This is a genomic window from Pseudomonas sp. LBUM1669 (genome assembly GCF_059695705.1).
Genome location: NZ_CP166784.1, coordinates 4884534 through 4911385 on the forward strand (window position 1 = coordinate 4884534; position 26852 = coordinate 4911385).

Annotated in this window: 20 protein-coding genes and 1 pseudogene; 19 read left to right on the forward strand and 2 right to left on the reverse strand. The window is 60.4% G+C overall.

The features are described 5' to 3' along the window. The first annotated feature begins 142 nt into the window (after positions 1-142). From ACA051_RS22680 to ACA051_RS22710, 7 genes and pseudogenes are all read left to right on the forward strand, one after another. On the forward strand, positions 143-1051 hold the full coding sequence (locus ACA051_RS22680) for a FecR family protein (protein WP_497304861.1): 909 nt from the start codon (positions 143-145) through the stop codon (positions 1049-1051). A 122-nt stretch (positions 1052-1173) separates the two neighbouring features. Further along, positions 1174-3738, forward strand: coding sequence for a TonB-dependent receptor (locus ACA051_RS22685; protein WP_497372006.1), 2565 nt, complete (start codon positions 1174-1176; stop codon positions 3736-3738). A 122-nt stretch (positions 3739-3860) separates the two neighbouring features. After that, on the forward strand, positions 3861-4463 hold the full coding sequence (locus ACA051_RS22690; RefSeq protein ID WP_497372008.1) for a biliverdin-producing heme oxygenase: 603 nt from the start codon (positions 3861-3863) through the stop codon (positions 4461-4463). A gap of 121 nt (positions 4464-4584) precedes the next feature. After that, positions 4585-4974: a YbaN family protein gene (locus tag ACA051_RS22695; protein WP_497304867.1), complete on the forward strand. Its 390-nt coding sequence runs from the start codon at positions 4585-4587 to the stop codon at positions 4972-4974. Positions 4975-5449: 475 nt separating this feature from the next. After that, positions 5450-6457 (forward strand): annotated as a pseudogene (locus ACA051_RS22700) (methyl-accepting chemotaxis protein); the annotation flags it as partial. 102 nt (positions 6458-6559) lie between these two features. Then, entirely contained in the window at positions 6560-7315 is a 756-nt protein-coding gene (locus ACA051_RS22705) for a methyl-accepting chemotaxis protein (RefSeq protein WP_403107341.1), read from the forward strand. Between the two features lie 153 nt (positions 7316-7468). After that, positions 7469-8800: a CoA transferase gene (locus tag ACA051_RS22710; RefSeq protein WP_497372010.1), complete on the forward strand. Its 1332-nt coding sequence runs from the start codon at positions 7469-7471 to the stop codon at positions 8798-8800. A gap of 129 nt (positions 8801-8929) precedes the next feature. Here ACA051_RS22710 and arcD (ACA051_RS22715) read toward each other — a convergent pair whose 3' ends face one another. Beyond that, positions 8930-10357, reverse strand: a complete 1428-nt coding sequence (gene arcD, locus ACA051_RS22715) for an arginine-ornithine antiporter (protein ID WP_497304871.1) — start codon at positions 10355-10357, stop codon at positions 8930-8932. Positions 10358-10769: 412 nt separating this feature from the next. On the opposite strand from arcD (ACA051_RS22715), the gene arcD (ACA051_RS22720) reads away from it, so the two are divergent. The 12 genes from arcD (ACA051_RS22720) (at position 10770) to ACA051_RS22775 (ending at position 25435) form a co-directional block, all read left to right on the forward strand. Continuing rightward, on the forward strand, positions 10770-12197 hold the full coding sequence (gene arcD, locus ACA051_RS22720; RefSeq protein ID WP_497372012.1) for an arginine-ornithine antiporter: 1428 nt from the start codon (positions 10770-10772) through the stop codon (positions 12195-12197). Between the two features lie 35 nt (positions 12198-12232). Next, positions 12233-13489: an arginine deiminase gene (gene arcA / locus ACA051_RS22725; RefSeq protein WP_497372014.1), complete on the forward strand. Its 1257-nt coding sequence runs from the start codon at positions 12233-12235 to the stop codon at positions 13487-13489. A 70-nt stretch (positions 13490-13559) separates the two neighbouring features. Next, positions 13560-14570, forward strand: coding sequence for an ornithine carbamoyltransferase (locus ACA051_RS22730; RefSeq protein ID WP_150639427.1), 1011 nt, complete (start codon positions 13560-13562; stop codon positions 14568-14570). Positions 14571-14739: 169 nt separating this feature from the next. Next, positions 14740-15669 (forward strand): carbamate kinase, encoded by a 930-nt coding sequence (gene arcC / locus ACA051_RS22735; protein WP_497304876.1) that lies wholly within the window; start codon positions 14740-14742, stop codon positions 15667-15669. A gap of 12 nt (positions 15670-15681) precedes the next feature. Beyond that, positions 15682-16044, forward strand: coding sequence for a DUF5064 family protein (locus tag ACA051_RS22740; protein WP_497304877.1), 363 nt, complete (start codon positions 15682-15684; stop codon positions 16042-16044). A gap of 242 nt (positions 16045-16286) precedes the next feature. Continuing rightward, positions 16287-17795: a transcriptional regulator GcsR gene (gcsR, locus tag ACA051_RS22745; RefSeq protein WP_403107280.1), complete on the forward strand. Its 1509-nt coding sequence runs from the start codon at positions 16287-16289 to the stop codon at positions 17793-17795. Between the two features lie 450 nt (positions 17796-18245). After that, positions 18246-18629, forward strand: coding sequence for a glycine cleavage system protein GcvH (gene gcvH / locus ACA051_RS22750; RefSeq protein WP_497372016.1), 384 nt, complete (start codon positions 18246-18248; stop codon positions 18627-18629). 9 nt (positions 18630-18638) lie between these two features. Further along, positions 18639-21491 (forward strand): aminomethyl-transferring glycine dehydrogenase, encoded by a 2853-nt coding sequence (gene gcvP / locus ACA051_RS22755; RefSeq protein WP_497372018.1) that lies wholly within the window; start codon positions 18639-18641, stop codon positions 21489-21491. Between the two features lie 201 nt (positions 21492-21692). After that, entirely contained in the window at positions 21693-23069 is a 1377-nt protein-coding gene (locus ACA051_RS22760; RefSeq protein WP_497372020.1) for an L-serine ammonia-lyase, read from the forward strand. 39 nt (positions 23070-23108) lie between these two features. Further along, a complete protein-coding gene (gcvT, locus tag ACA051_RS22765) occupies positions 23109-24233 on the forward strand; it encodes a glycine cleavage system aminomethyltransferase GcvT (RefSeq protein ID WP_497372022.1) in 1125 nt (374 codons plus the stop codon). Between the two features lie 404 nt (positions 24234-24637). Beyond that, entirely contained in the window at positions 24638-24850 is a 213-nt protein-coding gene (locus ACA051_RS22770) for a cold-shock protein (protein WP_003175786.1), read from the forward strand. 96 nt (positions 24851-24946) lie between these two features. Further along, on the forward strand, positions 24947-25435 hold the full coding sequence (locus ACA051_RS22775; RefSeq protein WP_497304887.1) for an RDD family protein: 489 nt from the start codon (positions 24947-24949) through the stop codon (positions 25433-25435). A 121-nt stretch (positions 25436-25556) separates the two neighbouring features. Here the strand turns inward: ACA051_RS22775 and nadA are convergent, their stop codons facing one another. Further along, positions 25557-26615: a quinolinate synthase NadA gene (gene nadA, locus ACA051_RS22780; RefSeq protein ID WP_497304889.1), complete on the reverse strand. Its 1059-nt coding sequence runs from the start codon at positions 26613-26615 to the stop codon at positions 25557-25559. Between the last annotated feature and the right edge of the window lie 237 nt (positions 26616-26852).

Below are 26852 nucleotides of genomic sequence, written 5' to 3' on the forward strand. Positions count from 1 at the left end.
TTGCTACCCTTGCCCACTTTCAAGCTTCACTCATAAAACAGCCGTGCACAGACACTGCCGAGGAAACACCGTGACGGACACGCTTCCAGTGCCTCCCCCCGCCCCCCCTCCGCCCTCACCGGCGCGGGACCCCGCAAGCGCGATGGACCAGGCGTTGGACTGGCTGATCGTGCTGGGCAGTCCGAGCGAAGAACAGACCCGACAGTTTCATGACTGGCTGGCCGCCGCCCCGTTGCATGCCGAAGCGTTCGCCAAGGCTCAGGCAATCTGGGATGGCCCGCAAGTGGTGGAATGCGCCCAAAACCTGGCCGCCCGGCCGCCGAAAGTGACGGTCCTGTCGCGGCTGCGTCCGCACTGGAAACCGCTGGCCACCGCCGCCGTGTTGATCCTCGGCCTGTTCAGTTTCAGCAACCTGCCGATGCGCCTCCAGGCCGATCACTTGACCGTGGTCGGTGAACGCCAGCGCCTGCAACTGGAGGACGGCTCGAAAGTCCTGCTCAATACCAACTCGGCGTTCTCCAGCACCATCAACGATCAACAGCGCGTGGCCCGGTTGTATCAGGGCGAGGCGTTTTTCGAGGTGCCGGCCAATCGCGGCCAGCCGCTGGAAATCGATGCCGGCCCGGTCAAGGCCAGCGTGCGCGATACCGCGTTTGCGGTGCGCTATCTGGACGGTGTGGCACAGGTTCGGGTGCAGCGTGGGGATGTCGACTTGCGAGCGACTCGCGACGACGCGCGGATTCGCTTGTCCGCCGGAGAAAGCGTGCGCATCGGCCCCAACGGTTTTGATCGCCCGGCCAAGCTCGATGCGGCCACTGATCTGGCGTGGGTCCAGGGGCGCCTGGTGTTCGAGAACTGCCCGCTGAGCCAGGTGCTGACGGAGCTGCGCCGCTATTACCCGGGCTGGATCATCAACACCAACGAGCAGCTGGCCGACGTCGCCGTGACCGGCAATTACCGTCTCGACCAACCGCTGGACGTGGTCCGTTCCCTCGCTCACATCACCTCCGCCCGACTCCAGGAATTTCCGGCTTTGGTGATCCTGAACTAAATGAGAATTATTTTTACTCGATAGCCGAAGCTCGTTCGTCTCGTTATAGCCAATGCAATTGATTCGCATCTCGACATGCCAATCAGCACCTATAAAGATTCGTGCGACACGGAGCGCTATCGATGTCCTCTCGCCATACCCGCCAGTCCTCTTCACCTTCCCGCGTGCTGTCGCTGCTGACGGCCGCCATCCTGATGGCCGGTGCCGCGCCGCTCATGGCCGCCACCGCCGTCGGGCAGCCGACGCGCACCATGGGCGACTACTCGTTCGCCATCCCGCAACAGTCGCTGGTCTCGGCACTCAATGCCTTTACCACGGTGACAGGCTGGCAAGTCGGCTTGCCGGCCGAACTGGCGGACGGCGTCGCCTCGCCGGGTGTGCGCGGTTCGTTGCCGCCGGAAAAAGCCCTCGATCGCCTGTTGGTGGGGACCAACCTGAGCTATCGCAAACTGGGCAGTAACAACATCGTGCTGGAAAAGCGCAGCAACAGCGGCGCCATCAACCTGGATCAGGTGACCATCAGCGCCACCCGAAATGAACAGGACGTGAGCAGCGTGCCGAGCACGGTGACGGTCCAGACCCGCGAAGACCTGGACCGCAACAACGTCAATAACATCAAGGATCTGGTGCGCTACGAGCCGGGCGTATCGGTCGGCGGCGCTGGCCAGCGTGCCGGTCTCACGGGCTACAACATCCGCGGCATCGACGGCGACCGCGTACTGACCCAGATCGACGGCGTGCAAGTGCCCGACAGCTTCTTCAACGGCCCTTATGCCCAGACCAACCGCAACTACGTCGATCCCGAGATCGTCAAACGTGTGGAAATCCTGCGCGGCCCGGCGTCGGTGCTTTACGGCAGCAACGCCATCGGCGGCGCGGTCAGCTACTACACGCTGGACCCGGATGACATCATCAAGCCGGGCAAGGACGTCGGCGCACGTCTGAAAACCGGTTACAGCTCGGCAGATGACAGCTGGCTGACCTCCGGCACGGTGGCCGGTCGCACCGGTGACTTCGACGGCTTGCTGCACTTGAGCCAACGCAACGGCCATGAAACCGAATCCTACGGCGAAACCGGCGGCATCGGCCTGAACCGCACCGAGGCCAACCCCGAGGACGTGCGCACCACCAACGTGCTGGCCAAACTGGGCTGGGACTACGCCGAAGACGCACGCTTCGGTCTGACCTACGAGCATTACAAGGACGACCGCGACACCAACCAGCTGAGTGCCGTGGGCGGCCCGTTCAACGCCGGACGCGGTTTCGGCTTCTATAAATCCCGCAACGGCAACGACACAGTCACCCGCGAACGCTTTGGCCTGGAGCACAGCTTCGGTCTGGACAGCGTGCTGGCCGACAACATCAAGTGGTCGCTGAACTACCAGATCGCCAAGACCGACCAGAGCACCGAAGAAATCTACGCGCCATCGCGTACCGTGCTGCGCAACCGCGACACCAACTACAAGGATCGCCAATGGGTGTTCGATGCCCAGGCTGACAAGTCGTTCGCCATTGCCGACACCGAGCACCTCGTAACCTATGGCACCACCCTCAAACAGGACAAAGTCACCGGCCTGCGCACCGGCAGCGGCACGTGCCTGACCGTGGCCGGTGCCTGCCGGGTCATCGGTGCGCCGAGTGCCGCCGACACCCTGAAACCGGCCAGCGACTTCCCGGACCCGACCATCAACAGCTACAGCCTGTTCGCCCAGGATCAGATCAGCTGGGGCAACTGGACGTTCCTGCCTGGCGCACGCTACGACTACACCGAACTCAAGCCGCACATCACCGACGAGTTCCTGGCCACCGCCGACCAGAGCGGCAACGGCGTGGTGAGCGACAGCACTAAAACCTGGCATCGTCTGTCGCCAAAATTCGGCACCACTTACAGCTTCAACGACAACTACACCTGGTATGGCCAGTACGCCGAAGGCTTCCGCACGCCGACGGCCAAGGCCCTGTATGGTCGTTTCGAAAACCTGGCGGGTGGCTATCAGGTCGCGCCAAATCCGGACCTGGAACCGGAAAAGAGCAAGAGTTACGAAACCGGCCTGCGCGGCCAGTTCGAGGCAGGCACGTTCGATGTGGCGGTGTTCTACAACAAATACCGCGACTTCATCGATGAAAACGCCATCACCCCCGGCTACACCGAGACCACCTTCCAGAGCAACAACATTGCCCACGCCACCATCAAAGGCGTCGAGCTCAAGGGTCGCCTGAACCTCGACAGCTTCGGCGCCCCGTCCGGCCTCTACACCCAAGGCTCGGTGGCCTACCTGTATGGCCGTAACGATGACAACGGTCAGCCGCTGAACAGCATCAACCCGCTGACTGGCGTGTTCGGCCTCGGCTACGACCAGGATAACTACGGCGCCCTGTTGAGCTGGACCCTGGTCAAACGCAAGACCCGCGTCGACAGCACCAGCTTCAAAACCCCGGACGGCACCAGCACCCAGTTCAAGACTCCGGGCTATGGCGTGCTCGACCTGGCGGGTTTCTACAAGGTGACCGACGACGTGACCGTCAACGCCGGCCTGTACAACCTGACCAACAAGAAATACTGGCAGTGGGATGACGTGCGCGGTTACGACAGCGTCGGCGAAGCCTCGGTGACACAACCGGCCAACCTCGACCGCCTGACCCAACCGGGTCGCAACTTCGCGATCAATCTGGTCTGGGACATCTGACGCTGAACAGCTCACAGCTCACTTCGCTGCTTGTATAGAAGCGGTGCAGTGAGGTTTTTTTACTGTCAGGCGCCTGCTTATTCGTCTCGTTACCAAGCACCTCTTTTTCTCAAGGGTTTCTCATGACCACTCAGGACACTGCTCAACGCCCTGCTCTGCGTTCGCAACGCTTGAACCAGATAACCAACGAGCCTCACACCAAACTCGATGCGTTGGTCAAATCCCACGCACCGTTTGAAACCCAGGCCAACTTCGCCCGTTTTGTGGTGGCGCAGTATTTGTTCCAGTCGGAATTGGTGGCGCTGTACAACGATGCCGATTTGACGGCCATCGTCCCGGACTTGCCGGCTCGTTGCCGGGCCGAAGCGGCCAAGGCGGACCTGGCGGATCTGGACACTGAAGTGCCGGCACCGGTGGCTGGCGCGGTGAAGAACCCCAGCACAGCCGAAGCACTGGGTTGGCTGTTTGTCTCCGAAGGTTCGAAGCTGGGCGCGGCGTTCCTGATCAAGCGTGCTATCGGTCTGGGCTTGAGCGAAACGTTTGGCGCCCGCCACCTGGGCGAACCGGCCGGAGGTCGCGCTGAAGGCTGGAAGCGCTTTGTCAAAACCCTCGATGCGCTGGAATTCAGCTCTCAGGAAGAAGCTGAAATCGAGCAAGCCGCCGTCGATGCCTTCAACCGCTTCACCGTGCTGCTGGAACAGGCCTACACCCCAGAACTCGCCTGACACAACATCCTCCCTGTAGGAGCGAGGCTTGCCCGCGAAAAACGATAACGCGGTCTAACTGAAGCACCGCGTCGTACCATTCGCGGGCAAGCCTCGCTCCTACAGGTTTTTCGTAGGCCCTATGAACCCCACTTCAACACTCACCCGAATCCTATTTGGCCTGCTGGCCTACGTGAGCCTGGGTATCGGCCTCATAGCCATCGTCATCCCCGGCCTGCCGACCACCGAATTCATCCTCCTCGCCGCCTGGGCCGCGACCAAAAGTTCGCCGCGCCTGAGTGCCTGGCTGGAGAACCATCCGCTGTTCGGTTCCATCCTGCGCAACTGGCGCAACGGCAAAATCATCGCCCGCCGGGCCAAGGTCAGTGCCACTGTCAGCATGCTGCTGTGTGCGACGCTGATGCTGGTGATGCTCGATCACGGCTGGCCAATCTATCTGGCGATTGCTGGCATGAGCCTGGGTAATTTGTGGATCTGGTCACGGCCGGAATCATTGCCGCAACCGTCTTGATCGACGCCGCGATTTATTCCCGTTTTAAATCCGCTTTGCGGCACATTTTTCTGCGCAAACGTTCAACCATGACCGCTCGTCGGAGCCACCATCATGCATCCTCGTCCCACGCCGATGTGCATTTAATGGCGCTGAATGGATTTGGCGAACCGGGTCGACATCGGCCCACAGCCAACACTTCATCCTTTCGCGAGTTCGCCCAATGTTCGACTCTCTCTCTATCCGCCTGAAAATCGTCTTGCTGTCCGGCCTGTGCCTGCTTGGCGTGGTCGCGTTGATCGTCGGTATGAACTTCTACCAGACCAACCAGAACGACGAACTGGTCAGCGCCTCCAGCCGCAAGATGCTCACCACCAGCGTGCAGGACCTGCTCCAGGCCAAGGCCGCCGAGCAAGCGGTGCGGGTGCAGAAGACCTTTGGTGAAAGTTTGCTGGTGGTGACTGCTCTGGCCGATCAGATCAAGGACATGCGCAACATGGCCGCCAAGCACTCACTTGAGGCCGGCGCCTTGCGTGAAGAGTTGAACCAGAGCCTGAAAACCGCGTTCGAGCGCAACAGTAAAGTGCTGGGGATCTGGCTGGCGTTCGAGCCCAACAGCCTGGACGGCAAGGACAGCGAGTTCGCCAACGATGCCGCGCGCCAATCCAACGAAGCCGGGCGTTTTGCCAGTTATTGGAGCCGTGCCGGTGGGGCCGGGATCAACACGATCATGGTCGAAGACGACATGACCAAAACCACCTTGAGCCTCAGCGGCACGCCGTACAACAGCTGGTACACCTGCCCTCGCGACAGCAAACGCACCTGCCTGCTGGACCCGTATGCCGACACCGTCGGCGGCAAGGAAATACTGATGACCACCATTTCCGTCCCGCTGCTGGTGGACGGAAAATCCATCGGCGTGGTCGGTGTCGACATCGCCCTCGACGCCCTGCAAGCGGCCGCGGTCGATTCCCAACGTGATCTGTTCAACAGCGCCGGGCACATGCTGATCGTTTCCGGAAGCGGTGTGCTGGCGGGTTACAGCGTCGACGCGAGCAAGGTCGGCAAGAGCATCGATGCCACCCTGGGCGCAGACGGCAAGGACATCCTGCAACTGCTCAGCGGCGGCACGCCAAAGATCCTCGAACAAGGCGACGTGATTCGTGCGGTGTACCCGGTCAGCCCGATCAGCGACTCCAAAGCCTGGGGCGTGGTGATCGACCTGCCGAAACAAGTGCTGCTGGCCGATTCGGTCAAGCTGCAAGCGGTGCTCGATGACGCCCAGCAAAGCGGCATGATCAAAGCAGTGCTGGTGGCTGTCGCGGCCGGCCTGGTCGGTCTGTTGCTGATTTGGCTCACTGCGTCCGGCGTGACCCGTCCGATCAACAGCGTCGCCGAGATGCTCAAGGCGATTGCCAGCGGCGACGGCGACCTGACTCAACGCCTGCACTACAGTAAAAAAGATGAACTGGGCGAACTGGTGAGCTGGTTCAACCGCTTCCTCGACAAGCTGCAACCGACCATCGCGCAGATCAAACAAAGCATCACCGACGCTCGCGGCACCGCCGACCAGTCTTCGGAAATCGCCCGTCAGACCAGCGAAGGTATGCAGGTGCAGTTCCGCGAAATCGACCAGGTCGCCACCGCGTCCAACGAGATGAGCGCCACCGCCCACGATGTGGCCAACAGTGCCTCGAACGCGGCCAATGCGGCCAAAGGCGCCGACCAGTCGGCGCGCGATGGCATGTCGATCATCGAGCGCAGCACCCGCGACATCAATCAACTGGCCGACGAAGTCAGCAAAGCCGTGACCGAAGTCGAAGCGCTGGCGGTCAACAGCGAGCAGATCGGTTCGGTGCTGGAAGTGATCCGCAGCATCGCCGAACAAACCAACCTGCTCGCCCTCAACGCAGCCATCGAAGCGGCCCGTGCCGGGGAAAGTGGTCGCGGGTTTGCGGTGGTGGCGGATGAAGTGCGCAACCTGGCCAAACGCACCCAGGATTCGGTGGAAGAAATCCGCATCGTGATCGAGCGCATCCAGACTGGCACGCGCGGCGTGGTTGCCACCATGCATTCGAGCCAGACCCAGGCCCACAGCAACGCCGGGCAGATCCAGCAAGCGGTCCAGGCCTTGAGCAAAATCAGCGACGCGGTCACCGTGATCAGCGACATGAACCTGCAAATCGCCAGTGCCGCCGAACAGCAAAGCGCGGTGGCCGAAGAGGTCAACCGCAACGTCTCGGCGATCCGCACCGTCACCGAAACCCTGACCGGCCAGGCCACCGAATCGGCGCAGATCAGCAGCCAGCTCAACGCCCTGACCACCCACCAGATGAAATTGATGGATCAGTTCCGGGTGTAACAGCGACAGCCCTGTAGGAGCGAGGCTTGCCCGCGAAGGGAGCGCTGCGAGACCGCGTTATCGTTCTTCGCGGGCAAGCCTCGCTCCTACAGATTTCATCTGCTTCATCACCTGTTTGATCTATGCTCGGGCTCTCGTTCCGGAGGGCCTTCGATGACTGGTTTACTCACGTCCATTCAAGCCGCACTCGGCTTGCCTCACACGCCAATTCCCTCTACGTCGAGCGGCGCCCTGCCCTCGGCGTTTGCCGTGACTGACCTGGCCTGCGCCAGCCTCGCTGCTGCCGGTCAGGCGGTCAGCGAGTTGCTGCAGCAACACACCGGTCGTTTACCCGGCCTTGAAGTCGACCGCCGCCTAACCTCTTTCTGGTTCGCCACCTCAATCCGCCCCGTGGGCTGGAGCGTTCCGCCGCTGTGGGACCCGGTGGCCGGTGACTACGCGACCCAGGATGGCTGGATCCGCCTGCACACCAACGCGCCGCATCACCGCGCCGCCGCCGAAAGCGTGCTCGGCGCCTGTGCCGACCATGCGGCGATGGCGAGCAAGGTTGCGCAATGGGCGAAAACCGATCTGGAACAGGCCGTGGTCGATGCCGGTGGTTGCGCCGCCGAGATGCGCAGCTGGGCACAATGGCAGGCGCATCCCCAAGGTCTGGCGGTGAACGCCGAGCCATTGATTCAGTTCAGCGCCGACGAAGGTCAACACGCGAAACCCTGGAAAGGTTCTGTGGCCCAACCGTTGGCAGGCATCAAGGTGCTGGACTTGACCCGCGTGTTGGCCGGTCCCGTCGCCAGTCGTTTTCTCGCCGGCCTCGGCGCCGATGTGTTGCGCATCGACCCACCGACCTGGAACGAACCGGGCGTGGTGCCTGAAGTCACGTTGGGCAAACGCTGCGCGCGGCTGGACCTGCACAGCAATGACGATCGAGCCGTGTTCGAAAACTTGCTCAAGGACGCCGATATCGTGCTCCACGGCTACCGCGCCGATGCACTGGAAAAGTTGGGCTACGGTGTCGCCGAGCGGAAAAAACTGGCGCCGGGCCTGATTGATGTGTGCCTCAACGCCTACGGTTGGAGCGGCCCGTGGCAGAACCGTCGCGGCTTCGACAGCCTGGTACAGATGAGCAGCGGCATTGCCGACGCGGGCAGGCAGTGGAAGAAAGCGGACAAACCGACGTCGCTGCCGGTTCAGGCGCTGGATCATGCAACCGGGTATTTGATGGCGGCTGCGGCAATCACGTTGTTGGGGCGTGGTGGGTCGGCCAGGTTGTCGTTGGCACGCACGGCGAAGTTGTTGATTGAAAACGGTGCCGGGACGGGTGAGGCGCTGCGAGCTGAAGATGAAAACGACCAAGGGATGTTGATTGAGCAAACGCCTTGGGGGCCGGCACATCGGCTTCATGTGCCGCTGAAAATAACCGGGACTCCATTGCAATGGTCACTTCCAGCTTCCGAATTGGGTGCCCATCGCGCGCAGTGGTGGTGACCGTCAGATAGCTATCGCGAGCAGGCTCGCTCCCACATTGGATCTGCGTCGAGCACAAAACCTATGGGAGCGAGCTTGCTCGCGAAGGGGCCGGAACACTCAACACAAAAACCGGTGCCCGCAGCCACCTCACAACGACAGCAACCCGCTGTACAACCCATACGCCGCCAGTCCTGCCCCGCTGATGACGCAGGTAAAAATCCCTTTCTCGATATGGGTAAACAACGGCTCGCCTTGCTCACGCTTGGCCTTGGCGAACAAGATCACCCCCGGCGCATACAACAGCGCCGACAGCAGCAAATACTTCACCCCGCCCGCGTACAACAACCACACCGCGTAACCCAGGGCGATGCCGCCGATCATCAGGTCCTTGGTCCGCTCAGCCGAGGCGTGCTCGTAGGTTTCGCCGCGTCCGCTCAACAGCACCGCATACGCCGCCGACCACAGATAAGGCACCAGGATCATCGACGACGCTAGGTAGATCAGGCTGGTGTAAGTGCCGGCCGAAAACAGCGTGATCAGCAGGAAAATCTGGATCATCACGTTGGTCAGCCACAGCGCATTGACCGGCACATGATTGGCGTTTTCCTTCGTCAGGAAGGCCGGCATGGTCTTGTCTTTAGCGGTGGCGAAGAGAATTTCGGCGCAGAGCAGCGCCCAGGACAACAATGCACCCAGCAGCGAAATCGCCAGGCCAATACTGATCAGCAGCGCCCCCCAAGGACCGACGATATGCTCCAGCACCGCCGCCAGCGACGGGTTCTGCAAGGTGGCCAATTCCGGTTGGCTCATGATCCCCAGGGATAACACGTTCACCAGCACCAACAACGCCAACACGCCGAGAAAACCGATCACCGTTGCCCGGCCGACATCCGAGCGTTTCTGCGCCCTGGCCGAATACACACTGGCGCCTTCAATGCCGATGAACACGAACACGGTGACCAGCATCATGTTGCGCACCTGGTCCATCACGCCGCCGAAATTCGGGTTGCTGCGGCCCCAGATGTCGCGGGTAAAAATGTCCGCCTTGAAGGCCACCGCGGCGATGACGATGAACATGATCAGCGGCACGATCTTGGCCACGGTGGTCAGCTGGTTGATGAAGGTCGCCTCCTTGATCCCGCGCAGCACCAGAAAATGCACGGCCCACAGCAGCACCGAGGCGCAGCCGATGGCGATCGGCGTATTGCCTTGGCCAAACACCGGAAAGAAGTAACCGAGGGTGCTGAACAGCAACACGAAATACCCGACGTTGCCCAGCCACGCACTGATCCAGTAACCCCACGCGGATGAAAATCCCATGTAATCGCCGAACCCGGCCTTGGCGTAGGCGTACACCCCGGAGTCCAGTTCGGGTTTGCGGTTGGCCAGGGTCTGGAACACGAAGGCCAGGGTCAGCATGCCGATGGCGGTGATCGCCCAACCAATCAATATCGCCCCGACATCGGCACGCGCCGCCATGTTTTGCGGCAAGGAAAAAATCCCGCCGCCAATCATCGATCCCACCACCAGGGCGATCAGCGCACTCAGGCGAAGCTTTTGCGTCGGTTGCGACATTGGGAGCTCCCCTTCGTTCAATTATTTAACCAAATAGATAAAGCGCAGTAACGTTTATTAATTAACGCCTATAAACGAGTTTTATTTATAACCGACCAATCTATGACAAATGGCACATAGCAGTTTTATGTGTCATTCCTGATAAAGCAATTCCGTACTGAAAACAGACATCAAAAATTTGCGTAAACCCGAAAACAGACTAGCTTCAAAACTCCAAGTAATTCCGGTTACGCCCATTAAATCTAGCCGAGGCCTCTGGAAAGGGCATTTGCGTTTATACAGTTATGCCCACGAAAAGTTCATAAGTCTTTCATTAACAATGGAATGTGCCCATGCACTGATCTATGTCAGCTAATTGAACAGTTAATAGATTTAGTCTGTTGTCTCTCTTCTCCTGCATTGGAGTCATGCAATGTCTGATACCCCCGGAAAACTGAAACTCGGCGCACTGGTTGCACTGGTTGTCGGCTCTATGATTGGTGGCGGGATTTTCTCTTTGCCCCAGAACATGGCCGCCAGTGCCGATGTCGGCGCCGTGCTGATCGGTTGGGCCATTACCGCGGTCGGCATGCTGACCCTCGCGTTCGTCTTTCAAACCCTGGCCAACCGCAAGCCTGACCTGGATGGTGGTGTCTACGCCTATGCCAAGGCCGGTTTTGGCGACTACATGGGTTTCTCGTCCGCCTGGGGTTACTGGATCAGTGCGTGGCTGGGCAACGTCGGTTATTTCGTGCTGTTGTTCAGCACCCTCGGCTACTTCTTTCCGATCTTCGGCGAAGGCAACACCGTGGCGGCCGTGATCGGCGCGTCGGTGCTGCTCTGGGGTGTGCATTTCCTCGTGCTGCGGGGAATCAAGGAAGCGGCGTTCATCAACCTGGTGACCACTGTCGCCAAGATCGTGCCGCTGGTGTTGTTTGTCCTGATCGCCATTTTCGCATTCAAACTGGACATCTTCACCGCCGACATCTGGGGCCTGAAAAACCCGGACCTGGGCAGTGTGATGAACCAGGTGCGCAAGATGATGCTGGTCACCGTGTGGGTATTCATCGGCATCGAAGGCGCGAGCATTTTCTCGGCCCGGGCGGAAAAACGCAGCGACGTCGGCAAGGCCACCGTGATCGGTTTCATCACCGTGTTGCTGTTTCTGGTGCTGGTGAACGTGCTGTCCCTGGGCATCATGACCCAACCGGAACTGGCCAAACTGCAGAACCCGTCGATGGCTGCGGTGCTGGAACATGTCGTTGGTCCGTGGGGCGCGGCACTGATCAGCGTAGGTCTGATCATTTCCCTGCTGGGTGCGCTGCTGTCGTGGGTGCTGCTGTGTGCGGAGATCATGTTCGCTGCCGCCAAGGACCACACCATGCCGGCGTTTCTGCGCAAGGAAAACGCCAACCATGTACCGGTCAATGCCTTGTGGCTGACCAACGCTATGGTTCAGCTGTTCCTGATCATCACCCTGTTTTCGGCCAGCACTTACTTGTCGCTGATCTACCTCGCCACCTCGATGATTCTGGTGCCTTACCTGTGGTCAGCGGCTTACGCCCTGCTGCTGGCGGTACGTGGCGAGAGCTATGAAAACGCAGCGGCCGAACGCAGCAAAGACCTGTTCATCGGCGCCGTTGCGTTGATTTACGCGATCTGGCTGATCTATGCCGGCGGCGTCAAATACCTGCTGCTCTCCGCCCTGCTCTATGCCCCCGGCGCGATCCTGTTCGCCAAGGCCAAGCTGGAAGTCAACAAACCGGTTTTCACCAACGTCGAGAAGCTGATTTTCGCCGCCGTTGTCGTGGGCGCCCTGGTGGCGGCCTACGGCCTGTATGACGGCTTCCTGACCCTGTAACACACGACTCATTTGTCATCTGGAGGATCACTGTAATGACCACGGAAAAAGTTAAGTACGGCGTACATTCCGAAGCCGGCAAACTGCGCAAAGTCCTGGTTTGCTCCCCAGGTCTGGCCCATCAGAGGCTGACCCCGAATAACTGCGACGAGCTGCTTTTCGACGATGTGCTGTGGGTGGCCCAGGCCAAGCGCGACCATTTCGACTTCGTCACCAAGATGCGTGAACGCAACATTGATGTGCTGGAAATGCACAACCTGCTGACCGACATCGTTGCAATCCCTGAAGCCCTCGACTGGATTCTGGAACGAAAGGTCACCGCCAACTCGGTTGGCCTGGGCCTGATCCACGAAGTGGGTTCGTGGTTGCGCAGCCTGGAGCCGCGCCATATCGCCGAGTTCCTGATCGGCGGCGTCTCCGCCGATGACCTGCCGGACAGCTTCGGTGGCAAGACCATCCAGATGTTCCGCGATTTCCTCGGCCACTCCAGCTTCATTCTGCCGCCGCTGCCCAACACCCAGTTCACCCGCGACACCACCTGCTGGATCTACGGTGGCGTGACGCTGAACCCGATGTACTGGCCGGCGCGTCGTCAGGAAACCCTGCTGGCCAGCGCCATCTACAAATTCCACCCACAGTTCACCAACGCCGACTTTGAAATCTGGTACGGCGACCCGGACCAGGAACACGGCAACGCCACCCTCGAGGGCGGCGATGTGATGCCGATCGGCAACGGTGTGGTGTTGATCGGCATGGGCGAGCGTTCGTCCCGCCAGGCCATCGGCCAACTGGCGGTGAACCTGTTCAAGAACAAAGCCGTCGAGAAGGTCATCGTCGCCGGCCTGCCGAAGTCCCGCGCAGCGATGCACCTGGACACCGTGTTCAGCTTCTGCGACCGCGACCTCGTCACGATCTTCCCGGAAGTGGTGAACCAGATCGTCGCCTTCACCTTGCGCCCTGACGAAAGCAAACCGGGCGGCATCGATATTCGCCGCGAAGAAACCAGCTTCCTCGACACCGTCGCCAAGGCCCTCAACCTCAAAACGCTGCGCGTGGTGGAAACCGGCGGCAACAGCTTCGCCGCCGAACGCGAGCAATGGGACGACGGCAACAACGTGGTGGCCCTGGAGCCCGGCGTGGTGATCGGCTACGACCGCAACACCTACACCAACACCCTGCTGCGCAAGGCCGGCGTGGAAGTCATCACCATCAGCGCCGGCGAACTGGGACGTGGCCGTGGCGGCGGCCACTGCATGACCTGCCCGATCATTCGCGACCCTATCGACTATTAATTTTTTATGCCCTGCTTCGCGCTCATAAAGCGCGAAGCAGGCGGATAACCGAAACCCAAGGAGATCCAAAATGGCTTTCAATATGCGCAACCGCAGCCTGCTCTCGCTGATGCACCACACGACTCGCGAGCTCAATTACCTGCTGGACCTGTCCCGCGACCTCAAGCGCGCCAAGTACACCGGCACCGAGCGTCCGCACCTGCAAGGCAAAAACATCGCGTTGATCTTCGAAAAAACCTCGACCCGCACCCGTTGCGCCTTCGAAGTCGCGGCCCATGACCAAGGCGCCCACGTCACCTACATCGACCCGGTGTCGTCGCAGATCGGCCACAAGGAAAGCATGAAAGACACCGCCCGCGTGCTGGGGCGGATGTTCGACGCCATCGAGTACCGGGGCTTCGAACAGGAAATCGTCGAAGAGCTGGCCAAGTTCGCCGGTGTGCCGGTGTTCAACGGCCTGACCGCCGAATTCCACCCGACACAAATGATTGCCGACACCCTGACCATGCGTGAGCACAGCGACAAGCCACTGCACGACATCAGCTACGCCTACCTAGGCGACGCGCGCTACAACATGGGCAACTCGCTGCTGATGATCGGCGCCAAACTCGGCATGGACGTGCGCATCGCCGCACCGAAAGCCTTGTGGCCGCACGCTGATTTCATCGCCCAGTGCAAAGCCTTCGCTGAGGAAAGCGGCGCGCGCATCACCATCACCGAAGACCCGAAGGAAGCGGTCAAGGGCGTGGACTTCATCCACACCGACATCTGGGTGTCGATGGGTGAGCCGGTGGAAGCGTGGGACGAGCGCATCGAGCAACTGCTGCCGTACCAGGTCAACGCGGCGATGATGAAAGCCTCGGGCAACCCGCGCGTGAAATTCATGCACTGCCTGCCGGCGTTCCACAACAGCGAAACCAAGGTCGGCAAAGACATCGCCGCGCGCTACCCGAACCTGGCCAATGGCGTGGAGGTGACTGAAGAAGTCTTCGAATCGCCGGCCAACATCGCCTTCGAGCAAGCGGAAAACCGCATGCACACCATCAAGGCGATCCTGGTGTCGGCGCTGGCGGATATCTAACGGCCCATCCGGCTCCCACTGACGAAACATGGTCAATGTGGGAGCGGGCTTGCTCGCGAAAGCGGTGTGTCAGTCACCATCCATGCTGCCTGACAGGACGCTTTCGCGAGCAAGCCCGCTCCCACAGTAGACCGAGTCGTTGGCCCGCTCTCTGTAGAAGGACTGCATTATGCGTATCGTCGTTGCTCTGGGCGGTAACGCCCTGCTCCGCCGGGGTGAACCCATGACCGCGGACAATCAACGCGCCAACATCCGCGTCGCCACCGAACAGATCGCCAAGATTTATGCCGGCAACGAACTGGTGATCGCTCACGGCAATGGTCCGCAGGTTGGGTTGTTGTCGTTGCAAGCCGCCGCTTACACCTCGGTTTCGCCTTATCCGCTGGACGTGCTCGGTGCCGAAACCGAAGGCATGATCGGCTATATCATCGAACAGGAACTGGGCAACCTGCTGGATTTCGAAGTGCCCTTCGCCACCCTCCTGACCCAGGTCGAAGTCGACGCCAACGACCCGGCGTTCCAGAACCCCACCAAACCCATCGGCCCGGTCTACGCCAAAGCCGAAGCGGAAAAACTCGCCGCCGAGAAAGGCTGGGCGATTGCCCCGGACGGCGACAAATACCGTCGCGTGGTGGCCAGCCCGAGACCCAAACGCATCTTCGAAATCCGCCCGATCAAATGGCTGCTGGAAAAAGGCAGCATCGTGATCTGCGCCGGCGGTGGCGGCATTCCGACGATGTACGGCGCCAGCGGCAAACTGCAAGGCGTGGAAGCGGTCATCGATAAAGACCTGTGCTCGGCGCTGCTGGCCGAACAGCTGGAAAGCGATCTGCTGGTGATCGCCACCGACGTCAACGCCGTCTACATCGACTTCGGCAAACCGACCCAGAAAGCCATCGCCCAGGCCCACCCCGACGAACTGGAAAAACTCGGCTTCGCCGCCGGCTCCATGGGACCGAAGGTGCAGGCGGCCTGCGAGTTCGCCCGCCATACTGGAAAAACTGCGGTGATCGGTTCACTCTCGGACATCGAAGCGATCGTCCAGGGCAGGGCCGGCACGCGCATCAGCACGGCGAAACCTGGCATTACTTACTTATAAGGAGAAACGTCAATGGCAACGTTCGAGCCCGGTCACTTGCACATCGAGCGCCACGCGCAGCTCCCGGATGATGTCAGCTACAACGTGCACCTCGACTATGAGGTCACGCAGGATCCCAACAAAGGCAAAGGGGTACTGTTCACCCTGCACGGCAGCATGCAGGGAAAGGACATGAAAGAGACCTTCTTTCTGCCCAAGGAGGAGGCTTACAACTTCGCCAACAACGTGACGAATATCGCCGAGAAACACGGAATTCCGAAGAAACACAGCCAGATCGGCTCGATTCACAAGCATTACGATTTGATGTTTGAAGACATCCGCAAGCAGTTGGATATGAAATCCGGCGACCCGGTAAACCTCGAGAACTTCGAGTAACCTACGCCCCCTTATGGGAGCGAGCCTGCTCGCGATGACGGACTTTCATTCGCTATGGATGCCGACTGAAAGACTGCGGCCCACGACCTGTAGGAGCGAGGCTTGCCCGCGAAGCTTTTAGCGGTCTTGATGGCCTCTTCGCGGGCAAGCCTCGCTCCTACAGGTTGAACACGTGCATTTCACCTGAGACCCGCCCCAAGGCATACTTGCCCCCCTCCGCTCGCCAGATTGAAAACCGCCCCATGCGTATCCACGTCAGCTTCATCGACCGCGTCGGCATTACCCAGGAAGTCCTGGCCCTGCTCGGTGGGCGCAATCTCAATCTGGATGCGGTGGAAATGGTCCCGCCCAACGTGTACATCGACGCTCCGACCCTGAGCCCGGAAGTGCTCGAAGAGCTGCGCGATGCGTTGCTCAGCGTGCGTGGCGTGCAAGCGATGACGGTGGTCGACATTCTTCCCGGCCAACGCCGGCACTTGCAGCTCGACGCGCTGCTCGCCGCCATGACCGACCCGGTGCTGGCCCTCGACAGCGACGGCAAAGTGCTGCTGGCCAACCCGGCGCTGATCGCGTTGTACGGGCGCGAACCGGCCGGTGAAAGCGTCGCCGACCTGTTCGCCGACCCGGCGTTGCTCGGCGTATTGCTCGAAAATGGCTTTCGCTTGCCGTTGCGCGAGATCACCGTCAATGGCCAGACCCTGCTACTGGACGCCACGCCGATCACCGACGCCGGCGCCCTGCTGACCCTGTATCAACCGAACCGCATCGGCGAACGCCTCTCGGCGCTGCACCACGATCACGCAGAAGGTTTCGACGCGTTGCTCGGCGAGTCCCCGGCGATCCGTACCCTCAAGGCACGCGCCCAGCGCGTGGCGGCACTCGATGCTCCGCTGCTGATCCAGGGCGAAACCGGCACCGGCAAAGAATTGGTGGCGCGGGCCTGCCACGCCATCAGCGCTCGGCACAGCTCGCCGTTCCTGGCGCTGAACTGCGCGGCATTGCCGGAGAACCTCGCCGAAAGCGAACTGTTCGGCTATGCCCCCGGCGCCTTCACCGGCGCGCAACGGGGCGGCAAACCGGGGTTGATGGAGCTGGCCAACCAGGGCACGGTGTTTCTCGACGAGATCGGCGAAATGTCGCCGTACTTGCAGGCGAAGTTGCTGAGGTTCCTCAACGACGGCAGCTTCCGGCGAGTGGGCGGTGATCGCGAGGTAAAGGTCAATGTGCGAATCCTGAGCGCGACTCACCGCAATCTGGAAAAAATGGTCAGCGAAGGTTCGTTCCGCGAAGACTTGTTCTATCGCCTCAACGTCCTGAATGTCGAAGTCCCGCCCCTGCGCGAACGCGGTCAGGACATCCTGCTGCTGGCGCGCTATTTCATGCAGCAGGCCTGCGCGCAGATCCAGCGCCCGGTCTGTCGTCTCGCGCCGGGGACTTATCCTGCACTGCTGGGTAACCGCTGGCCGGGCAACGTGCGGCAATTGCAGAACGTGATCTTCCGTGCGGCGGCGATTTGCGAAAGCAGCCTGGTGGACATCGGCGACCTCGACATCGCCGGCACCTCGGTGGCGCGCCAGAGCGACAGCGACGTTGATAGCCTGGAGCAGGCGATGGAAGAGTTCGAAAAGACCCTGCTGGAAAAACTCTACGTCAGCTACCCCTCGACCCGGCAACTGGCCAGCCGCCTGCAAACCTCCCACACCGCCATCGCCCATCGACTGCGCAAGTACGGGATTCCCAACAAGCCGTGAGGCCGGAAATACAATCTCCCGCCCCACACAAAATCACTGTAGGAGCGAGCCTGCTCGCGATAGCGGTGTGTCAGTCGCTGCATGTGTTGACTGACACACCGCCATCGCGAGCAGGCTCACTCCCACAGGGTTTGTGTCCGGCCCAAAACCTCTTCAAAAACGACCTCCATCTGTACTGAAAGCGCTACAGCGGAACGATAACGATACACTCTCCTCTGAACACCGCTGCGCAAGGCTTTGATCCTCCTAGGCTTTTTTCTTTGCTTCTGGCTGTAGCGATTTCGCTACAGGCGCAATACTTTCGCGCACGCCAAAATCACTTAAACCATTGATTTATAAAGACTAAACAACTTTGGCCACGATCTTGCTTAGTAACCACCTATAAAGAAGGGCTTTAGCCCAGCATTCAATCGCGTCCACCAGACGAGTCTGGCCCCCTTAGGAGTTTCCATGAGCGAGTTGCGTTTTACTGAAGATCACGAATGGCTGCGCACCGAAGCTGACGGCACCGTCACAGTCGGCATCACCGCCTTCGCACAGAACGCCTTGGGCGACGTGGTTTTCGTACAACTGCCTGAGCTGCAGTCCTACGACAAAGGCGTCGAAGCCGCCACCGTGGAATCGGTAAAAGCTGCCAGCGGCGTGTACATGCCACTGGACGGTGACGTGCTGGAAGTGAACCCGGCGCTGGACAGCAGCCCTGAACTGGTCAACGAAGACCCGATGGGCGAAGGCTGGTTCTTCCGCTTTCAGCCAACCGACGCTTCGGCTGTCGCCAAACTGCTGGATCAGGACGCTTACGACCGTCTGATCAAAGCCAACGCCGAAGCCTGAGGAACCGACATGTCCCAAGTAAATCTCAGCACTGCCAACGAATTCATCGCCCGCCACATCGGCCCGCGTTCCGGCGACGAGCAAGCCATGCTCAACAGCCTCGGTTTTGACTCCCTGGAAGCCCTGAGCGCCAGCGTCATCCCGGACAGCATCAAGGGCACCAGCGTGCTCGGCCTCGAAGATGGCCTGAGCGAAGCCGATGCCCTGGCCCTGATCAAATCCATCGCCGGCAAAAACCAGCTGTTCAAGACCTACATCGGCCAGGGTTACTACGGCACCCACACGCCGTCGCCGATCCTGCGCAACCTGCTGGAAAACCCGGCCTGGTACACCGCGTACACCCCATACCAGCCAGAAATTTCCCAGGGCCGTCTCGAAGCGCTGCTGAACTTCCAGACCCTGATCAGCGACCTCACCGGCCTGCCGATCGCCAACGCCTCGCTGCTGGATGAGGCCACCGCCGCCGCCGAAGCGATGACCTTCTGCAAGCGCCTGAGCAAGAACAAAGGCAGCCACGCCTTCTTCGCTTCCGTGCATTGCCACCCGCAAACCCTCGACGTGCTGCGCACCCGTGCCGAGCCGTTGGGCATCGACGTAGTGGTCGGCGACGAGCAAGCACTGACTGACGTGACGCCGTTCTTCGGCGCCCTGCTGCAATACCCGGCCAGCAACGGTGACGTCTTCGATTACCGCGAACTGACCGAACGCTTCCACGCCGCCAACGCCTTGGTCGCGGTCGCCGCCGACCTGCTGGCCCTGACCGTGCTGACCCCGCCAGGCGAGTTCGGCGCCGACGTGGCCATCGGCAGCGCGCAACGCTTCGGCGTGCCGCTGGGCTTCGGTGGCCCGCACGCGGCTTATTTCTCGACGAAAGATGCGTTCAAGCGTGACATGCCGGGCCGTCTGGTCGGTGTCTCCGTGGACCGCTTCGGCAAGCCGGCCCTGCGCCTGGCGATGCAGACCCGCGAGCAGCACATCCGCCGCGAAAAGGCCACGTCGAACATCTGCACCGCGCAGGTTTTGCTGGCCAACATCGCCAGCATGTACGCCGTGTATCACGGTCCGAAAGGACTGACCCAGATCGCCAACCGCATTCATCACCTGACCGCGATTCTGGCCAAAGGCTTGAGCGCATTGGGGCTGAACGTCGAGCAAGAAAGCTTCTTCGACACGCTGACCATTAAAACCGGCGCCAACACTGTCGCGTTGCACGACAAGGCGCGTGCCCAGCAGATCAACCTGCGCGTGGTCGATGCTGAACGTCTGGGCCTGTCCCTCGACGAAACCACCTCGCAAGCCGACGTGGAAACCCTGTGGACCCTGTTCGCCGACGGTAAGGCGCTGCCGGACTTCGCCACCCTCGCCGCTTCCGTGGTCAGCACCCTCCCGGCCGCGCTGGTGCGCCAATCGCCGATCCTCAGCCACCCGGTGTTCAACCGTTATCACTCGGAAACCGAGCTGATGCGCTACCTGCGCAAGCTCGCCGACAAGGACCTGGCCCTGGATCGCACTATGATCCCGCTGGGTTCGTGCACCATGAAACTCAACGCCGCCAGTGAAATGATCCCGGTGACCTGGGCTGAATTCGGTGCCCTGCACCCGTTCGCTCCGGCCGAGCAAAGCGCCGGCTACCAGCAACTGACCGACGAACTGGAAGCGATGCTGTGCGCCGCGACTGGCTACGATTCGATCTCGCTGCAACCAAACGCCGGTTCCCAGGGTGAGTACGCCGGCCTGCTGGCGATTCGCGCCTATCACCAGAGCCGTGGCGAAGATCGTCGCGACATCTGCCTGATCCCGTCCTCCGCCCATGGCACCAACCCGGCCACCGCCAATATGGCTGGCATGCGTGTGGTCGTGACGGCGTGCGATGCCCGTGGCAACGTCGACATCGAAGACCTGCGCGCCAAGGCCATCGAGCACCGCGAGCATCTCGCGGCATTGATGATCACCTACCCGTCGACCCACGGCGTGTTCGAAGAAGGCATCCGCGAAATCTGCGGCATCATTCATGACCACGGCGGCCAGGTGTACATCGACGGCGCCAACATGAACGCCATGGTCGGCCTCTGCGCCCCGGGCAAGTTCGGCGGCGACGTGTCCCACCTGAACCTGCACAAAACCTTCTGCATCCCGCACGGCGGTGGCGGCCCGGGTGTCGGCCCGATCGGCGTCAAGTCGCACCTGACGCCGTTCCTGCCGGGTCACGGCACCATGGAGCGCAAGGAAGGCGCGGTCTGCGCGGCACCGTTCGGCAGCGCGAGCATTTTGCCGATCACCTGGATGTACATTCGGATGATGGGCGGTGCGGGTCTCAAGCGCGCTTCGCAGCTGGCGATCCTCAATGCCAACTACATTTCCCGTCGCCTCGAAGAGCATTACCCAGTGCTCTACACCGGCAGCAACGGCCTGGTGGCGCACGAATGCATCCTCGACCTGCGTCCGCTGAAAGACAGCAGCGGCATCAGCGTCGATGACGTCGCCAAGCGCCTGATCGACTTCGGTTTCCACGCCCCGACCATGTCGTTCCCAGTGGCCGGCACGCTGATGATCGAGCCGACCGAAAGCGAATCCAAGGAAGAACTGGACCGCTTCTGCGACGCCATGATCCGCATCCGCGAAGAAATCCGCGCAGTGGAAAACGGCACGCTGGACAAAGAAGACAACCCGCTGAAAAACGCCCCGCACACCGCGGCGGAAATCGTGGGCGAGTGGACGCATCCGTACAGCCGTGAGCAAGCGGTGTACCCGGTCGCGTCGCTGATCGAAGGCAAGTACTGGCCACCGGTCGGTCGCGTCGACAACGTGTTTGGCGATCGCAACCTGGTTTGCGCTTGCCCGTCGATCGAAAGCTACGCTTAAAACAGTGTGGGGCGGTTAATCCCGTCCCACTCAAGAACACCACACATCCCCTTGTGGGAGCGGGCTTGCTCGCGAATGCGGTGGATCAGTCACCATCTATGCTGCCTGACACACCGCATTCGCGAGCAAGCCCGCTCCCACAGGGGTTCGTGCCCACCTCTAGATTCCGCCATTCCTATAACAAGAAACCGGAGAACAACCATGTCGTTAAGCGTGTTCGACCTGTTCAAGATTGGCATCGGCCCCTCCAGCTCCCACACCGTCGGCCCGATGCGTGCAGCCGCGCGCTTTGCCGAAGGCTTGCGCCGTGAAGGGCTGCTGACTGCAACCGCCTGCGTCAAAGTCGAGCTCTACGGCTCACTCGGCGCCACCGGTAAAGGCCACGGCAGCGACAAAGCCGTGTTGCTCGGCCTGCAAGGCGAACACCCGGACACCGTGAACACCGAAACCGTCGCCGCCCGTCTGCAAGACATTCGCGGCAATGGTCGCTTGAACCTGCTCGGCGAACACAGCATTGCGTTCAACGAGAAAGAACATTTGGCGATGATTCGCAAGCCGTTGCCCTATCACCCCAACGGCATGATCTTTCGGGCGTTCGACGCGGCGGGCATACAAATCCGCAGCCGCGAGTACTACTCGGTCGGCGGCGGATTCGTCGTCGATGAAGACGCCGCCGGCGCCGACCGCATTGTCGAAGACGCCACGCCGCTGACCTTCCCGTTCAAAAGCGCCAAAGACCTGCTCGCTCACTGCGCCACTTACGGCTTGTCCATCAGCCAGGTCATGCTGACCAACGAAAGTGCCTGGCGCCCGGAAGCGGAAACCCGCGCCGGACTGCTGAACATTTGGCAAGTGATGCAGGACTGCGTTGCCGCCGGTTGCCGCAATGAAGGGATTCTGCCCGGTGGTTTGAAGGTCAAACGTCGGGCCGCTGCACTGCATCGGCAACTGTGCAAGAACCCCGAATCGGCGTTGCGCGATCCGCTGTCGGTGCTGGACTGGGTCAACCTGTACGCGCTGGCGGTCAACGAAGAAAACGCCAACGGCGGACGCGTCGTCACCGCGCCCACTAACGGTGCAGCGGGCATCGTCCCGGCGGTGCTGCATTACTACATGCGGTTTATTCCCGGCGCCAACGAAGACGGCGTCGTGCGTTTTCTGCTGACCGCCGCCGCCATCGGCATTCTCTATAAAGAAAACGCCTCGATCTCCGGCGCCGAAGTCGGTTGTCAGGGTGAAGTCGGCGTCGCCTGCTCCATGGCAGCCGGCGCGCTGTGCGAAGTACTTGGCGGCACGGTGCAGCAAGTGGAAAACGCTGCCGAAATCGGCATGGAACACAACTTGGGCCTGACCTGCGACCCGATTGGCGGACTGGTGCAAGTGCCTTGCATCGAGCGCAACGCCATGGGTTCGGTGAAAGCCATCAATGCGGTGCGCATGGCCCTGCGCGGCGACGGTCAGCACTTCGTCTCCCTCGACAAGGTCATCCGCACCATGCGCCAGACCGGCGCCGACATGAAAAGCAAATACAAGGAAACCGCCCGTGGCGGTTTGGCGGTCAACATTATCGAGTGCTGATGCTCACGCGCATCCGCACACTTTTTTCAGGAGCTGAATATGTCCACCGAACAATTGCTGAAAACCCCGCTGCACGCACTGCACATCGAACTCGGCGCGCGCATGGTGCCGTTTGCCGGTTACGACATGCCGGTGCAATACCCGTTGGGCGTGATGAAAGAACACCAGCACACCCGTGATCAGGCCGGGCTGTTCGATGTCTCGCACATGGGCCAGATCCGCCTGACCGGTGCCAATGCCGCCAAGGCCCTGGAAACCCTGGTGCCGGTGGACATCATCGACCTGCCGGTGGGCATGCAGCGCTACGCCATGTTCACCAACGAAACCGGCGGCATTCTTGATGACTTGATGGTCGCCAACCTGGGTAACGACGAACTGTTCCTGGTGGTCAACGCCGCCTGCAAGGACCAAGACCTGGCGCATCTGCGCCAGCACATCGGCGACCAGTGCACGATTGAGCCGCTGTTCGAAGAACGCGCGCTGCTGGCCCTGCAAGGTCCGGCTGCGGTCACCGTGCTCGCGCGCCTGGCGCCTGAAGTGGCGAAGATGACCTTCATGCAGTTCACCCGTGTGAAACTGCTGGGCGTCGAGTGTTTTGTCAGCCGTTCGGGCTACACCGGTGAAGACGGGTTCGAAATCTCCGTACCGGCCGCCAACGCCGAAGCCCTGGCGCGCGCGCTGCTGGCCGAACCTGAAGTGGCGGCCATCGGCCTTGGCGCTCGCGATTCGCTGCGCCTGGAAGCCGGCCTGTGCCTCTACGGCCACGACATGAACACCGAGACCACCCCGATTGAAGCCAGTCTGCTGTGGGCCATGTCCAAGCCACGTCGCGCTGATGGCGCACGGGCCGGCGGCTTCCCGGGTGCCGAGACCGTGTTCGCTCAACAACAAGCCGGCGTCAGCCGCAAACGTGTAGGTCTGCTGCCTCAGGAACGCACGCCGGTGCGTGAAGGCGCAGAAATCGTCAACGAAGCGGGCGACATCATCGGAGCCGTGTGCAGCGGTGGTTTCGGCCCCACCCTGGGTGGTCCATTGGCCATGGGTTACCTCGACAGCGCTTACATCGCCATCGATACACCTGTATGGGCGATTGTGCGTGGGAAAAAGGTGCCTTTGCTTGTAAGCAAAATGCCATTTGTTCCACAACGCTACTATCGTGGCTGATTGACTGTTTCTATAAGTAACGCGGTTGCGCTAACAGTGCACTAATGTGTAACGCAACCGCCATAAAACAGTGCATGTCTTTGGTTCTAGCTTCGTTTATGAACGTTGCTTATAACGTTCGAAAACAATTGAACAGCCCTATCGAATAAGCCAGCACTAGTGGACACACTAACGCCATCAACCTGAGCAAAACCGGGCCTCTCGCGGGGGCTTGTTTTTTCTCCCGTAGTTGGCGTAGAGTTTGTTCACTGTGTTTGCATGGGTCGCTTGGAATCGTGACCTGGGCAGTAGCCTACAAGTTAGCTACATCCCGTTCGACGTCTTCTTACTCTCCTGCAACCAGCCCCAGTACTCTTTCATGAGAAGGAGGCTGTCATTAATTTTTGCGTCAAAGGAAATAAGAAATGTCCCAACGTCAGAGCGGTACCGTCAAGTGGTTTAACGACGAGAAAGGTTTTGGTTTTATCACTCCAGAAAGCGGTCCGGATCTGTTCGTGCATTTCCGCGCTATTCAGGGCAACGGCTTCAAGAGCCTGAAAGAAGGCCAGAAAGTGACTTTCGTTGCTGTGCAAGGCCAGAAAGGCATGCAGGCTGACGAAGTACAAGCAGAAGCCTAATCTTCTGTAACGAAAAAGCCCCTGATGCTGACATCAGGGGCTTTTTTGTGCGCGTAAATCCGTAAAATGGCTTCTTTTTTCCGTCCAGAGGCTGCCATGTCGAAACACCTGCTCAAACCCCAGGGCGACTTTCCCGCCGCCACCCTGGGTCGTCGCCTGGCAGCGATGTTCTATGACTTCCTGCTGTGCACCGCCCTGCTGATCGTCACCAGCGGCGTTTACAAGATGATCCAGATGGCGATCATCGGTGAAGACAAGATGCGCACCCTGACCGAAGCCGGCGCGCTGGACGGTGATCCGTTGCTATCGACGGTGTTGCTGTTTGTGTTGTTTGGTTTTTTTGCCAAGTTCTGGACCTGGTCCGGCCAGACGCTGGGCATGCAGGTGTGGTGCATTCGCGTGCAGAACGCTGACGGCTCGTCCATCAGCCTGTGGCAGGCGCTGCTGCGGTTTGTGGTGTCGATCGCGTCGCTGTTGTGCGTTGGCCTTGGATTCTTCTGGTCGCTGTTCGATAAACAGAAACGCAGCTGGCATGACATGTATTCGAACACCCAGCTAGTACGCATCCCGAAGAAGACCAAGTAATTTCGGCAGACAAAAATCACTGTGGGAGCGGGCTTGCTTGCGAATGCGGTGCATCAGTCAACATTAATAGTGACTGATCCACCGCAATCGCGAGCAAGCCCGCTCCCACATTTTTTACAACTCAGGCGTTACCGGCCAGCTTCATCCGCGCAGCCTGGGTGAAATCCAGCATCCGCTTCAACGGCCGAATCGCCTGCGGAATCAACGCCGGATCCACAAAGATCTCGTTCGTCCCTTCCTTCAAGCACTTCAGCGTGCGCTCAAGGGTGTTCATAGCCATCCACGGGCAGTGCGCGCAACTGCGGCACGCTGCGCCGTTACCGGCCGTTGGCGCCTCGATGAAGACCTTGTCCGGGCACAGCTGCTGCATCTTGTAGAAGATGCCGCGATCGGTGGCGACGATCAGGGTCTTGTTCGGCAGGCTCTGTGCCGCCGCAATCAACTGACTGGTGGAACCGACGGCATCCGCCAGCTCGATCACCGAAGTCGGCGACTCCGGGTGCACCAGAATCGCAGCGTCCGGGTACAGCGCCTTCATGTCTTCAAGCTGCTTGGACTTGAACTCTTCGTGAACGATGCAGGCACCGTCCCACAGCAGCATGTCCGCACCAGTCTGGCGTTGAATGTAGGTGCCCAGGTGTTTGTCCGGGCCCCAGATGATGGTTTCGCCGTTATCCATCAGGCTTTCGACGATCTCCAGCGCGCAGCTGGACGTTACCACCCAATCCGCCCGGGCTTTGACCGCCGCCGAGGTGTTGGCATACACCACCACCGTGCGCTCCGGATGCTGATCGCAGAACGCCGAGAACTCATCCACCGGGCAACCCAGGTCCAGCGAGCAGGTCGCTTCCAGGGTCGGCATCAGAATGCGTTTTTCAGGATTGAGGATTTTGGCGGTTTCGCCCATGAACTTCACGCCGGCGACCAGCACAGTCTTGGCCGGGTGAGCACTGCCGAAGCGCGCCATCTCCAGTGAGTCGGAGACGCAACCACCGGTTTCTTCGGCCAGGGCCTGAATCACCGGATCGCAATAGAAATGAGCAACCAGTACCGCGTCCTGAGCCTTGAGCTCGGCAGCGATGGCGGTGCGGTAATAAGCTTCCTCCTCGACAGTCAGCGGTTTGGGCTGCTTGGCGTCGAGGTGGGCTTGAACCAGAAGGCGTTCGGAAATTTGCGTCATGTTCGCAAGACCTGCAGGCGCTTTCGCGCGAAAGTCGAGTATACACCCGGCTCCGGACCCTTCAGGGTACCGCCGGGAGAGTGAGTATCATCAGGCACGGACAGCGATGAAGCTGAGCAAGGCTACAGAATATTCCGTGGATGCAGAAGATGATTCTGACCTGCGTCACGCAGTGCAGCTTTGCGTTGAGCCGAGCTCAAATTGTGGGCAAAAAAAAATCCGGAAATCCTCACTTGC